Here is a 12,973-nt window from a genome sequence, read left to right as displayed (position 1 = left end):
ACGGCCGCATCGTCGACGAACTCCACCACCCCACCGCCGACACCGTCCTGGACCGCATGCGCCGCTTCGACGCCAAGGGCCGCACCAGCTAGAGCCACCACCAGCCAGGGCCCGCCAGCCCAGCCGCCGCCCCTACGCGAAACCCAGGACACCCCATGTACCGCACCGCACTGCGCAACGTGCTGGCCCACAAGGGCCGACTCCTCATGACGGCGCTGGCCGTCATGCTCGGCACCGCCTTCGTCGCCGGCACCATGGTCTTCTCCGACACCTTCGGCAAGGCCATGCGGGACAACAACTCCAAGAGCTACTCGGACGTCTCGGTCCAGGTCGTGGACTACTCGGCCGGCCCCCGCACCAGCGCCAAGCCGAAGAGCGAGAGCGGCAACGCCTCGCTCACCGACGCCACCGTCCAGCAGCTGGCCGCCCTGCCGGGCACCGCCAACGCCCGCGGCGTGGTCAGCGGCTTCACCGGGGTCGCCGACCGGAGCGGCAACCTGATCGGCCAGTTCTGGGCCGCCAAGGGCGCCAACTTCGCCCCGGCCGCGGACGGCAAGGACCCGCGCTACCCGATGGCCGAGGGCCAGGGCCCGAAGAACGGCAAGGAGATCGCCCTCGACCGCAAGACCGCCGACAAGGCCGGCTACAGGACCGGCGACACCGTCCGGATCGCCATCAACGGCCCGGTGATCGAGGCGAAGCTCACCGGCGTCTTCACCACCGACGACCCGGTGGTGAACAGCGGCGGCACCCTCACCCTGTTCGACCGCGCCACCGCCCAGCAGCTGCTGCTGGAGCCCGGCCACTTCAGCAGCATCGTGCTCACCGCCAAGCCCGGCACCAGCGAGGACGCGCTGCTCGCCCAGGTCCAGCCCAAGGTGCCGTCCGACCGGCACTTCGACGTCGAGACGGGCGCCAAGCTCAAGGCCGACGAGCAGGAGATGATCACCAAGGCCACCGACAGCATGCGCACCATGCTGCTGGTCTTCGCCGGGATCTCGCTCTTCGTCGGCATCTTCATCATCGCCAACACCTTCACCATGCTGGTCGCCCAGCGCACCAAGGAACTCGCGCTGCTGCGGGCGATCGGCGCCAGCCGCAAGCAGGTCACCCGCTCGGTGCTGGTCGAGGCCCTGGCGATCGGCACCGTCGCGGCGCTGGCCGGGCTGCTCGCCGGCATCGGAATCGGCGCCGGCATGCAGTCCCTGATGAGCCGGCTGAACGAGAACATGCCGCACGGCACGCTGGTCATCAAGCCGCTCACCATCGCGGTGACCCTGGCCGTCGGCGTCCTGGTGACGGTGCTGTCCGCCCTGCTGCCGGCCGTGCGCGCCGCCCGGATCGCCCCGGTGGCGGCGATGAGCAGCGGCGACCAGCCGACCAGCCAGAAGAGCCTGCTGGTCCGCAACGCGATCGGCTCGGCGCTCACCGCCGGCGGCCTCGCGCTGATCGGCTTCGGCGCCTCCACCGGCAACGACAGCGGCCGCCTGCCGGTCGGCCTCGGCGCCCTGCTCGCCCTGATCGGCGTGTTCGTCCTGCTGCCGCTGCTCTCCCGCCCGGTGGTCGCGCTGATCGGCCCGCTGCTGCGCGGGCTCGGCGGCACTCCGGGCAAGCTCGCCCAGCAGAACGCGGTCCGCAACCCGCGCCGCACCGCGTCCACCGCCGCCGCGCTCACCATCGGCCTGACCCTGGTCAGCGGCCTCACCGTGATCGGTGCCTCGGTCGGCGGCGCGATCGACAAGGCCGTCACCAGCTCGATGAAGTCCGACTACATGGTCTCGGGCGCCAACCACATGAGCCTGTCCGAGCAGGTGCCCGGGCAGATCGCCAAGGCCCCCGGGGTGGCCGCCTCCTCCGCGGTGACGACCGCCGACTGGAAGTTCGACGGCAGCGGCGTGACGATCACCGGCATGGACGCCGGCTCCTTCGACCAGCTCGCCGAGGTCAAGCTGACCAGCGGCGCCACCGCCACGCTCGGCCAGGGCGAGGTCCTGGTGGACCAGGACCTCGCCACGAAGCTCCACCTCACCGCCGGCTCGACGGTGGCGGTCTCCTACCCGGACCAGTCCACCGGTCAGCTCACCGTCGGCGGCGTGTACGAGAAGGGCGGCATGCTCGGCCCGGTCCTGCTGGCCAACAGCGAGGTCGCCAAGCACGAGCCGAAGCCCTACATCACCGACGTCCTGGTCAAGGGCAAGGACGGCGCCACCGCCGCGCTCAAGCAGTCCCTCAAGGACGCCACCGGCGCCAACCCGGTGATCGACGTCAAGTCCAAGCAGGACGTCCGCGACGACTTCAGCCAGACCATCACCTTCGCGCTGAACCTGATGTACGGCCTGCTGGCGATGTCCGTGCTGGTCGCGATCCTGGGCGTGATCAACACGCTGGCGATGTCGGTCTTCGAGCGCAAGCGCGAGATCGGGATGCTGCGGGCGATCGGCCTGGACCGCCGGGGCATCAAGCGGATGGTCCGCCTGGAGTCCGTGGTGATCTCGCTGTTCGGCGCCGGCATCGGCCTGCTGCTCGGCTGCTTCATCGCCTGGGCGATCAACGGCACCCTGAAGTCCAGCCTGAGCGGCCTGACCACCGTCCTGCCCTTCGGCCAGCTGGCGCTGTTCCTGGCCCTGGCCGGGGTGGTCGGCCTGGTGGCCGCGATCTGGCCCGCCCGCCGGGCGTCCAAGCTGGACATCCTGGCGAGCATCAAGACCGACTGACCGCCCCTCACGGGCCCGCCCAGCGGGCGGACGACGAGAAAGGGCCCCTGCCGGAGGGTTTCGGCAGGGGCCCTTCTACTTCTGTACTCCGCCCGGTCGCACGGCCGGCTGAGCACCACGGAGGTCGTGGTCCGGCGACACTGCCGGGCGGAGGGCCTCCGACTCATACCCCGGTGCTCCCACACCGGGGTCTCAGTCGCTTACTTGCTGGCGAGTTCCTTCTCGGCGGCCGGCTTGGCGGCCTCCACGGGCTTCGTGGGCGCCGTGACCTCCTGGATCGGCAGGCGCGGCTGCTCCATCTGGGAGAGGCCGACCATCTCGCGCTTCAGGAACATGGCCAGCGTCCAGTCGGTGAAGACCCGGACCTTGCGGTTCATGGTCGGGACCATGGCGCCGTGGTACGCGCGGTGGAACCACCAGGCCAGACGGCCCTTCAGCTTGACCTTGCCGAAGAGGATCGCGACGCCCTTGTGCAGGCCCAGGCCGGCGACCGCACCGAGGTTCTTGTGCTCGTAGTTCTTCTGCGGGAAGCCCCGCATGCCCGAGATGACGTTGTCACCGAGGACGGCGGCCTGGCGCACGGCGTGCTGCGCGTTCGGCGGGCACCAGGCGCCCTCGCCGGAGGCGAGGTCCGGGACCTGGGCGTTGTCGCCGGCGGACCAGACGTAGTCGAAGCCCTGGACCTGGAGGGTCGGCGCGGTGTCGACGTGGCCGCGCGGGCCCAGCGGCAGGCCGAAGTTGGCCAGCACCGGGTTCGGCTTCACGCCGGCCGTCCACACGATGGTGGAGGCGTCCATCTCCAGGCCGTTCTTCAGCACCACGTGCTGGTCGACGCAGGAGTCCATCGAGGTCTCGATGTAGACCTCGATCTTCCGCTCCTCGAGCTTCTCCTTGGTCCACAGACCGAGGTCCGGGCCCATCTCCGGGAGGATGCGGTTGGCCGCCTCCACCAGGACGAAGCGCATGTCGTCACGGCTGACGGTCTTGTAGATCTTGGCGGCGTCGCGCGCCATGTCCTCGACCTCGGCGATCGTCTCGACACCGGCGAAGCCGCCGCCGATGACGACGAAGGTCAGGGCCTTGCGGCGGACCTCCTCGTCGGCGGTGGACTCGGCCTTGTCGAGCTGGGCCATGACGTGGTTGCGGAGGCTGATGGCCTCCTCCACCGTCTTCATGCCGATGCCGTGCTCCGCCAGACCCGGGATCGGGAAGGTGCGGGAGACCGAGCCGGTCGCGACGACCAGGTACTCGAAGGGCAGCTCGTAGCTGTCGCCGGCCGCGGGCTGGATGGTGGCGACCTTGCGGGCGTGGTCCACACCGGTGACCGCACCGGTGAGCACCTCCGCCTTCTTGAGGGCGCTGCGCAGCGGCGCGACGAGGTTGCGGGGCGCGACGTTGCCGCCGGCCGCCTCGGGGAGGAAGGGCAGGTACGTCATGTACGACCGCGGGTCCACGACCGTGACGGTCGCTTCGCCGTAACGCATCTTCTTGAGGATGCGCATCGCGGCATACAGGCCGACGTAACCACCGCCGACAATGAGGATGCGAGGACGCTCCGTGGTGCTCATATCCGAAAGTATCCAGCACCGTCCGGAGCAGCCTTCGTGAGCCCGGTCACAAGCTTCTGGACACCCCGTGCTACACTGCGCGGCCGCAAATCCGGGCCCGGCGCGCCGACTCGCAGCCTCGGGCGCCCCCTCGTGAGCGCACGCCGGAATACCACCCTGCTGAGCAGCAACGATCCGTACGGTGCCCGGGTTCCCGCTCGTGATTTCGATTTTCAAACCTCAACCGAGGCTTGACCTGCGATCCAGGGGTCGTCACGGCGAGCAGACCTTCGGTCCCACATTTCGGACGTAGCGGGCGAGCAGCTGCGGCGAATGACTGGATCGCCATGTGAAGAAATTCACGAACTTTCCCGCACCGGCCCGGGCGCGCCCCGGCCCCGGACCCCCGAAAGGGGTGCCGGGGCCGGTCGGGTAAGGCTCGCAGGAGGTCAGGAGGCCATACTCCAGGCGATGCCGTCCAGGATGTCGTGCTCGCTCACGACCACCTCGGCCGCGCCCGTCCGCTCCATGATCTCCAGCAGCTCCAGCGCGCCGGCCGCGATCACGTCCACCCGGCCCGGGTGCATCGACGGGATGGCCGCGCGCTCGGCGTGGGTGGCACCCAGCAGCTCGCGGGCGATCCCGGCGACCCGCTCCCGGCCGATCCGCGAGTGGTGGATCGCCGCCGAATCGTAGGCCGGCAGGTCCTGGGCGATCGCGGACACCGTGGTGACCGTCCCGGCCAGGCCCACCAGGGTGGCCGCACCGCGCAGCGGGACGACCTCCTCGGCCTTGTCCAGCTCGGCCCGCACGTGCGCCCGGGCCGTCTCGATCTGCTCCGGCGAGGGCAGCTCGGCGCCGCCGAAGTGCCGCTCGGTGAGCCGGACGCAGCCGATGTCCACCGAGCGCGCCGCCTGCACGTCCGCACCGCCCAGCACGAACTCGGTCGAGCCTCCGCCGAGGTCGAACACCAGGTACGGCGCCGGGAACTGGCCGCCGGTCAGCTCCTTGGTGGCGCCCACGAAGGACAGGTGCGCCTCCTCCTCGCCGCTCACCACCTCGGGCTCGACGCCCAGGATCGCGCGCACGCCCTCGACGTACTCGTCGCTGTTCTCGGCGTCCCGCGAGGCGCTGGTGGCGACGAAGCGGGTGCGCTCCGGGCCGACCCCGAACCCGGCGATGACCTCCCGGTACTCGCGGCAGGCCGCGAAGGTGCGGGCCAGCGCGTCCGGGTGCAGCCGGCCGGTCTGGTCCACGCCCTGGCCCAGCCGGTTGATGATCATGCGGCGGTCGAGGTCGGTGATCTCCCCGGTGGCCGGGTCCAGGTCGGCGACCAGCAGCCGGATCGAGTTGGTGCCGCAGTCGATCGCGGCCACCCGGGTCATGCTCACGCGGACTCCCCGGCGTCGGACTCCTCGGCGGCCCGCTTCTTCGCGGCGCGCTCGGCGGCCTTCTGCTGCTTGGCCTCGATCACGGCCTGGTGGTCCTGGTCCTTGGCCCGGTTGCGGGCGACCCGCTCACCGGCGGCCTCGACCTCGGCCGGGGAGACGCAGGGGCCCTTGGCCCACCAGTCCTCCAGCAGGCCGATCGCCTCGTCGCCGAGCGGGTTGACGCCCTCGCCGGCCGCCAGCGAGTGGCCGACCAGCACGTGCAGGCACTTCACCCGGTCCGGCATGCCGCCGGCGCTCGGGAAGCCCTCCAGCACCTCGATGGCATCGCGCCGGGCGATGTAGTCCTCGTGCGCCTTCTGGTAGGCGGCGGCCAGCTCCGGGTCGTCGGCGAGCCTGGCGGTCTGCTCCTTCATCACGCCGTCCGCCTCCAGGGTGCCGATCAGCGAGGCGGCCTTGGGGCAGGTCAGGTAGTACAGCGTCGGGAACGGCGTGCCGTCCGGCAGTCGGGGGGCCGTCTCCACGACGTCCGGGTTGCCGCAGGGGCAGCGGTGCGCCACGCCGCGCAGGCCGCGCGGCACCCGGCCGAGCTGGGCGGCGATGGCGGCGACGTCGGCGTCGGAGACGGCGGGGTGGTTCTCAGTGGTCATGGGGGGAGGTGTCTCCAGCGGGGGACGGTGGGAGCGGACGGGGGGAGGCGGGGGCCGGGACGGCGGCGTCGGTGGTGTCGGCGGCGTCGACCGAGTCCCAGATGCTGGCGTACCAGGGCTTGGCGGCCCGCGCCGAGCCGCCTGGCGCGCCGTCGGAGGCGGCCGGGGCGGCGCCGGCAGCGACACCGGAGGCGGACGACGAGGGCCGGGCGGCGGCCTGACCGGCCGGATCCACCGCGATGTACGGGGTCTCCCCCGGCATCGCGTAGTGCAGCCGGACACGGGCCTGCGCCTTGACGTACTCGGGGTCCTGCCAGCGGGCCTTCTCCCGGCGCAGCTGCTCGACCTGCTGGCGGGAGCGGTCGGCCTTCGCCTGCTGGGCGGAGATCTCGGCGCGCTGGGAGATGAACTGCCGCGTCGGGTAGGCGAGGATCGCCACCAGCGAGCAGAGCACCAGGACGAGGACGGTCGCCCGGCTCGTGAAGCGAGGCCGGGCCGCCAAGCCCGGGATCCTCCAGCCTGCCATCTCCCGTTCCCCTCCTGGTCGCGACGGTGCCCCGCCGTCCACCCTACGGGGTGAACGGCGGGGCACCGGTCAGGCGTGCTCACCGGTCGGCGGAGCGACCGTGCTCGCTGCTCCGAGGAGCGGCTGAGCCTGCTGCTCCGCGGAGCGGCCGTGCTTGCTACTCCGCGGAGCGGCTGTGCTGGCTATTCCGCAGAGCGGCTGTGCTTGCTATTCCGCGGAGCGGAAGCGCGGGAAGGCGCCGCGGCCGGCGTACTCGGCGGCGTCGTCGAGGATCTCCTCGATGCGCAGCAGCTGGTTGTACTTGGCGACGCGCTCGGAGCGGGCCGGGGCACCGGTCTTGATCTGGCCGCAGTTGGTGGCGACGGCCAGGTCGGCGATGGTGACGTCCTCGGTCTCGCCGGAGCGGTGCGACATCATGCAGCGGTAGCCGTTGCGCTGGGCCAGCTCGACGGCGTCCAGGGTCTCGGTCAGCGAGCCGATCTGGTTCACCTTCACCAGCAGCGCGTTGGCGGTGCCGGTCTCGATGCCCCTGGCCAGGCGGGCCGGGTTGGTGACGAACAGGTCGTCGCCGACCAGCTGGACCTTGTCGCCCAGCTTGACGGTCATGGCCTTCCAGCCGTCCCAGTCCGACTCGTCCAGCGGGTCCTCGATGGAGACCAGCGGGTAGGCGTCGACCAGCTCGGCGTAGTACTCGATGAGCTCGGCGGCGGAGATGGCCTTGCCCTCGAACTGGTAGGCGCCGTCCTCGTAGAACTCGGACGCGGCGACGTCCAGGGCGAGCGCGATGTCACGGCCGGGCACGTAGCCGGCCTTCTGGATGGCCTCGGTGATGAGGTCCAGGGCCTCGCGGTTGCTGTCCAGGTTCGGCGCGAAGCCGCCCTCGTCGCCGAGGCCGGTGGACAGGCCGCGCTCCTTCAGCACGCCCTTGAGGGTGTGGTAGACCTCGACGCCCCAGCGGACGGCCTCGGAGAAGGACTCCGCGCCGATCGGGGCGATCATGAACTCCTGGATGTCGACGTTGGAGTCCGCGTGCGAACCGCCGTTGAGGATGTTCATCATCGGAACGGGCAGCACGTGCGCGTTCGGGCCGCCCAGGTAGCGGAACAGCGGCAGGTCGCTGGCCTCGGAGGCGGCGTGCGCCACGGCCAGCGAGACGCCCAGGATCGCGTTGGCGCCGAGCGAGGACTTGTCCGGGGTGGCGTCCAGGTCGAGCATGGCCTGGTCGATCAGGCGCTGCTCGGTGGCGTCGTAGCCGACCAGCTCCGGGCCGATCTGCTCGATGACGGCCAGGACGGCCTTCTCCACGCCCTTGCCGAAGTAGCGGTTCTTGTCACCGTCGCGCAGCTCGAGCGCCTCGAAGGCGCCGGTGGAGGCACCCGACGGGACAGCGGCACGGCCGGTGCTGCCGTCGTCGAGGCCGACCTCGACCTCGACCGTGGGGTTGCCACGCGAGTCGAGGATCTCACGGGCTACGACGACATCGATGGACGGCACGAGGCATCTCCTTGCGGAAGCAGGGTCCGGCTGACGTTGGGTGCTGCCGGCGGGACGATTGCGGAGTCGTTACGACCAGAGCCTAACCGCCCCGGCCCCCGGGGCCGCGCTGGCCTCGGTCCCGTCTCAGCGTGTGGCCCGGCTACCCACCAGTAGTTCACCTGCTTGCCCGATCGAAGCGGGCGAATACGGGGGAATGCGGGCGAAGGGGGACAGGTCCCGTCCCCCTTCGCCCGCAGGGCGCGGGCCGTTCAGGGCCCGGGCCGCTCAGCCGAGGTGCAGCACCTGGCCGGGCATGATCAGGTTGGGGTTGCCGCCGACGGTGCCGCGGTTGCCGTCGTACACCGACTGCCAGCCGCCGGACACGCCCTGGGCGGCGGCGATCGTCGACAGCGTGTCGCCGGCCCGGACGGTGTAGTCGTGACCGCCCTGCGCGGCGGCGGGCTGCGCGGCCGGGGCGGACTGCGCGGGCTGCGCGGCGCGGGGCGCGTACTGCGGCTGGGCGGCGGGCTGGCCCGCGTACTGCTGGTAGACGCTCTGGTGGCTGGTCCAGTACCAGGCGCCGTTGTTCTGGTACCAGTACACCTTCGCGTCGGCGTCCCAGCCGGCCTTGCCGGAGAAGCCCTGGGTCTGCGGCTGCGTCTGCTGCGGGGCCTGCTGGGCGGCCGGCTTCGGGGCGGCCTGCTTGACCGGCTGCTGGGCGGGCTTCGGGGCCTGCGCCTGCTGGGTCGGCTTGGCGGCGGACTGCTTGGCGGGCTTGGCGTCCGTAGATGTGTCCACGGAGGCCGGGGCGCCGCCCTTGCTCAGGCCGGCCTTCTGGGAGCAGACCGGCCAGGCGCCCGGGCCCTGCGAGGCCAGCACCTTCTCGGCGACCGAGATCTGCTGCGCCTTGCTGGCCTGGTTGGCCTGCGGGGCGTAGGAGGTGCCGCCGTACGCCTTCCAGGTGCTGGGCGTGAACTGCAGGCCGCCGGAGAAGCCGTTGCCGGTGTTGATGCTCCAGTTGCCGCCGCTCTCGCACTGGGCGACGGCGTCCCAGGTGGAGGCCGGGGCGGCGGAGGCGCCGGTGGCGGTGAGGAGCGGCATCGCGAGTCCGACGCCGGCCACACCGGCGACGGCGATGGCCTTCTCGGTCTGGGTGCGACGGCGGTGGCGGCCGGTTCCAACGAACAGCATGAAGAGGTCCCTCTCCGCACGCCTGCGAGGTGAGCTGTCGGGTTCGGACCGGGAGGTGGCCCGGCCGCCGAAAGCGGAAACGATTCCGCTCGGGCGGCTTCACCCCAAGCCGTCGGGGAACGGCAACAAACCTGGTTCCCCCGCCCCTGCCCAGGGTCTGGTCGGTTTCCCGTGACGCGGCGGGCAGGATTCGGCGTTCCGCGCACGAGGTCCGCAGCTGCGAACTCCAGGGAGAGTAGACAGATCATCAGACCAATAACAAGCTCATATCACCGATATCACACACAAATTACGGCGCGTGGTCAATCGCCTACCAACTGCGGCGGTATGTCCGGATTAATGCGGGTTCAGGCCCGGCTCCACGAACCGCCGGAGACATGCCGTCAGCGTGTCGGGGCGTCGGTCGGCGCGACCGGCGGCGCGTGCGGAGAGCAGGTCTCCGGAGTGAATTCGACCGGGAGTTCCCGCAGGCCACGCATGATCAGGCCGCCCCTCCAGCGCAGGTTCTCCGGGTTTTCCGCGAGCCGCAGGTCCGGCAGCCGGGAAAGCAGCGTGGCCAGTGCGCTCCGCCCCTCCAGGCGGGCCAGCGGGGCGCCGATGCAGTAGTGGATCCCGTGGCCGAAACCCAGGTGCGGATTGTCCGTGCGGGCCAGGTCCAGGGTGTTCTCGTCCGCGAACCTGGCCGGATCGCGATCCGCCGCGGCCAGCACCACCAGCACCGGATCGCCCACCGGGATGTCCACCCCGCCGATCGACAGCGGCCGCGTCGCGAAACGCCACGTCGCCATCTCCACCGGCCCGTCGTAGCGCAGGAGTTCCTCGATCCCGGTCTCCAGCAGCGCCGTCTCGCCGCGCACCACCGACTCCTGCAGCAGCCTGCGCTGCTCCGGGTTGCGCAGCAGCGCGTACGTGCCGTTGCCGATCAGGTTGACGGTCGTCTCGAACCCCGCGAACAGGAGGATGAACGCCATCGCGGCGGCCTCGTTCTCGTTCAGGTGCTCGCCGTGGTCGCTCGCCCGGATCAGGCCCGAGATCAAGTCATCACCCGGATCCGCCCGCTTGCGGTGGATCAGCTCCAGCAGGTACGCCCGCATCCGCTTCACCGCCCGCCCCACGCCGCCGCGTTGGCCGCCGCCGTGCCGGATCATCATCCCGGCCCAGTCCCGGAAGTCGTCCTGGTCCTCGGCCGGCACGCCCAGCAGGTCGCAGATCGCGTAGATGGGGAGCGGGAACGCGAACTCGTGGATCAGGTCCGCCGAACCGCGCTGCGCGAAGCCGTCGATCAGCCGGTCCGTGAGCTGCTGCACCCGCGGCTCGAACTCCGCCACCCGGCGCGGCGTGAACGCCTTCGACACCAGCCGGCGCAGCCGGGTGTGGTCCGGCGGGTCGATGTTCAGCAGATGCGTCATCAAGTCCGCCTGGCGTTCCCCCGGAATTCCCACCCGCCCGGTGCGGTGCGCCTGCTCGCTGTGGTGCGCCGGGTTCTTCGACAGCCGGCCGTCCGCCAGCGCCTGCCGAGCGTCCGCGTAGCGGGTCACCAGCCAGGCCTCCACCCCGCTCGGCAGCGTCGTGCGGTGCACCGGGGCGTGCTCGCGCAACCAGGCGTAGGCGGGGTACGGATCGGTGGCGAACTCCCAGGTGAAGAGCTGCGGGGCGGCGGGATCGGGCTGCACTGGCATGCGTCGACCGTATCCGGTGGGTCGGGGCCGCACCGCCTCCGGCGGACGCGACCGGCGGGGCCGGATCGTCGACACCCGGCGGACGGCCCGCCAACGCTCCGTGGACGCCCCGTGGACAGCTCTTGGACAGCTCTTGGCCGGGTGGCGGGCGTGACCCTGGTCACCTGAGGGGTAATCCCTGTTGCGGAGGGTCAGGACCTGCCTACGATCCTCCGCAGAAATCGTGGGCGCCGGTGCGGTGTCGCCCACAGGGAGGAGCAGACCATGCGGGTCAGCGGGGCAGTCGTCGTCATCGCGGTACTCGACGGCGGATCGGGAGCCGAGCTCGCCCGCCGGTTCGCCGCCGCCGGCGCCGCCGGAGTGCTGATCGCCGACCAGCGTGCGGGCGTCGCCGAGGACCTCGCCACCGAACTCGACCGGCCGGGCTGCCCCGTCGTCGGCGTCGGCGGCGACATCCGCCGCCCCAGCGACGTCGCCGCCCTCGTCGACACCGCAGAGAAGCACCTCGGTCCCATCGACCTGTTCTGCGTCGCCGGCCCCGACGGCGAGCGGATCGTCTCGCTCGCCGAACTGCCCGCCCGCCTCGACCTCGAACGCCTCGCCGAACTCCTCGCCCTCGTCGGCGAGGCCATCGGCGAAGTCGTCCCCCGGCAGCGGCGGCCGATCGAGAACACCGCCACGGCCGCCTGAGGCCCTGTCCGGGCCCGCTACTCGCCGACCGGCCCGAGGCCCTCGGCCGCGCGCACCGCGTCCCGGTAACCGCGCGCGGCCGAACGCAGCGCCGCGTCCACGTCCACCCCGGCGTCGTGCGCCCGCTGCGCCACCGCCAGCAGCAGCCGGCCCGCCGACTGCGCCGTCAGCTCCGCCGGCAGCGCGTACGGCTCGTCCGGCACGCCCGCGAAGCCCGCCCGGCGCACCCGCGACACCAGCTTCGCCGCGTACGCCAGCGACGGCAGCCCGGCCGGCACGCCGTCCAGCACCGACTCCCGGTCCGCCTTCTCGGCCGCCTTCAGCTGCTCCCAGTTCGCCTCCACCTCGGCGGCGCCCTCCGCCTCGACGTCCCCGAACACGTGCGGGTGCCGGTACATCAGCTTCTCGACGATGTCACCGGCCACGTCGTCGATCGAGAACGCCTCCGCCGGGTGCTCCTCGGCGATCCGGGAGTGGAAGAACACCTGGAGCAGCACGTCGCCCAACTCCTCGCGCAGCGTCTCCCGGTCCCCCTCCTCGATCGCCTCGACCAGCTCGTACGCCTCCTCGACCAGGTACTTCACCAGGCTCTCGTGCGTCTGCTCGGCGTCCCACGGGCAACCGCCCGGCGAGCGCAGCCGGTCCATCACCGACACCAGGTCCAGCAGCCGCGCCCCCGGCAGGTCGTACGACCCCGGCAGCACCTCGATCTCCGGCACCTCACCGGCGTGCTCCACCGCCAGCCGCGCCAGCGCGTCCGTCAGCCCCGGATCCCCGTCCGGGCTGCCCAGCCACACCGTCGGCCCAGCCCCGCCCGGCTGCCCGGTCAGCAGCCGCGCCAGCGCCGGTGCCGACCCCGCCGCCACGACCTCGACCTCCACCCCGGCCTGCCGCACCGCCGCCACCTGCGGATGCCCCGCGTCCCCCGCCAGCACCCGCCCCGCCGACCGCAGCGCCTCCCACGCCGGCCACGCCAGCAACCCGGGGGCCACCCGGTGGGTGGTCGTCAGCAGGATCAGCTTCGCGTCCGGAACATTCGTCGTCACACCCCGAACCTACCCGCCGCCCGCCCGGGGCGGGGACGGGCCCGACGGGACCCGCCCCTCCCGCCG

General features: G+C 71.8%; 9 protein-coding genes, 2 pseudogenes and 1 riboswitch. Of the genes and pseudogenes, 3 read left to right on the top strand and 8 right to left on the bottom strand.

Translation table 11 applies throughout. The features are described from left to right. Positions 1-92 (top strand): annotated as a pseudogene (locus AC07AL_RS35615) (ABC transporter ATP-binding protein); the annotation flags it as partial. A 63-nt stretch (positions 93-155) separates the two neighbouring features. After that, positions 156-2,714: an ABC transporter permease gene (locus AC07AL_RS35610; RefSeq protein ID WP_478319402.1), complete on the top strand. Its 2,559-nt coding sequence runs from the start codon at positions 156-158 to the stop codon at positions 2,712-2,714. A gap of 200 nt (positions 2,715-2,914) precedes the next feature. On the opposite strand, the gene AC07AL_RS35605 is transcribed toward AC07AL_RS35610, so the two are convergent. The 7 genes and pseudogenes from AC07AL_RS35605 to AC07AL_RS35575 all read right to left on the bottom strand — a co-directional run bounded on the left by AC07AL_RS35605 (position 2,915) and on the right by AC07AL_RS35575 (position 11,171). Continuing rightward, positions 2,915-4,282: an NAD(P)/FAD-dependent oxidoreductase gene (locus AC07AL_RS35605; RefSeq protein WP_063348030.1), complete on the bottom strand. Its 1,368-nt coding sequence runs from the start codon at positions 4,280-4,282 to the stop codon at positions 2,915-2,917. 428 nt (positions 4,283-4,710) lie between these two features. Beyond that, a complete protein-coding gene (locus tag AC07AL_RS35600; protein ID WP_063348031.1) occupies positions 4,711-5,646 on the bottom strand; it encodes a Ppx/GppA phosphatase family protein in 936 nt (311 codons plus the stop codon). A gap of 131 nt (positions 5,647-5,777) precedes the next feature. After that, a pseudogene (locus AC07AL_RS35595) lies at positions 5,778-6,317 on the bottom strand (DUF501 domain-containing protein); the annotation flags it as partial. After that, positions 6,289-6,801, bottom strand: a complete 513-nt coding sequence (locus AC07AL_RS35590) for an FtsB family cell division protein (protein ID WP_363630182.1) — start codon at positions 6,799-6,801, stop codon at positions 6,289-6,291. The gene AC07AL_RS35590 and the pseudogene AC07AL_RS35595, both read right to left, overlap by 29 nt. A 231-nt stretch (positions 6,802-7,032) precedes the next feature. After that, positions 7,033-8,319 (bottom strand): phosphopyruvate hydratase, encoded by a 1,287-nt coding sequence (gene eno / locus AC07AL_RS35585; RefSeq protein ID WP_363588371.1) that lies wholly within the window; start codon positions 8,317-8,319, stop codon positions 7,033-7,035. Positions 8,320-8,586: 267 nt separating this feature from the next. Further along, positions 8,587-9,492, bottom strand: a complete 906-nt coding sequence (locus AC07AL_RS35580) for a transglycosylase family protein (RefSeq protein ID WP_478319401.1) — start codon at positions 9,490-9,492, stop codon at positions 8,587-8,589. 5 nt (positions 9,493-9,497) lie between these two features. Next, positions 9,498-9,665: riboswitch (cyclic di-AMP (ydaO/yuaA leader) on the bottom strand. A 210-nt stretch (positions 9,666-9,875) separates the two neighbouring features. Then, positions 9,876-11,171: a cytochrome P450 family protein gene (locus AC07AL_RS35575; RefSeq protein WP_478319400.1), complete on the bottom strand. Its 1,296-nt coding sequence runs from the start codon at positions 11,169-11,171 to the stop codon at positions 9,876-9,878. A 264-nt stretch (positions 11,172-11,435) separates the two neighbouring features. On the opposite strand from AC07AL_RS35575, the gene AC07AL_RS35570 reads away from it, so the two are divergent. Beyond that, the gene (locus AC07AL_RS35570; protein WP_363588377.1) at positions 11,436-11,861 is read left to right on the top strand and encodes an SDR family NAD(P)-dependent oxidoreductase; all 426 of its coding nucleotides are present in this window, start codon (positions 11,436-11,438) and stop codon (positions 11,859-11,861) included. A 17-nt stretch (positions 11,862-11,878) separates the two neighbouring features. Here the strand turns inward: AC07AL_RS35570 and AC07AL_RS35565 are convergent, their stop codons facing one another. Beyond that, complete coding sequence (locus tag AC07AL_RS35565) at positions 11,879-12,907, bottom strand: nucleoside triphosphate pyrophosphohydrolase (RefSeq protein WP_363619235.1); 1,029 nt, start codon at positions 12,905-12,907, stop codon at positions 11,879-11,881. Positions 12,908-12,973: the final 66 nt, after the last annotated feature.

The organism is Kitasatospora sp. NPDC043949 (genome assembly GCF_056435365.1).
This window is presented reverse-complemented; position numbering and strand designations above follow the sequence as displayed.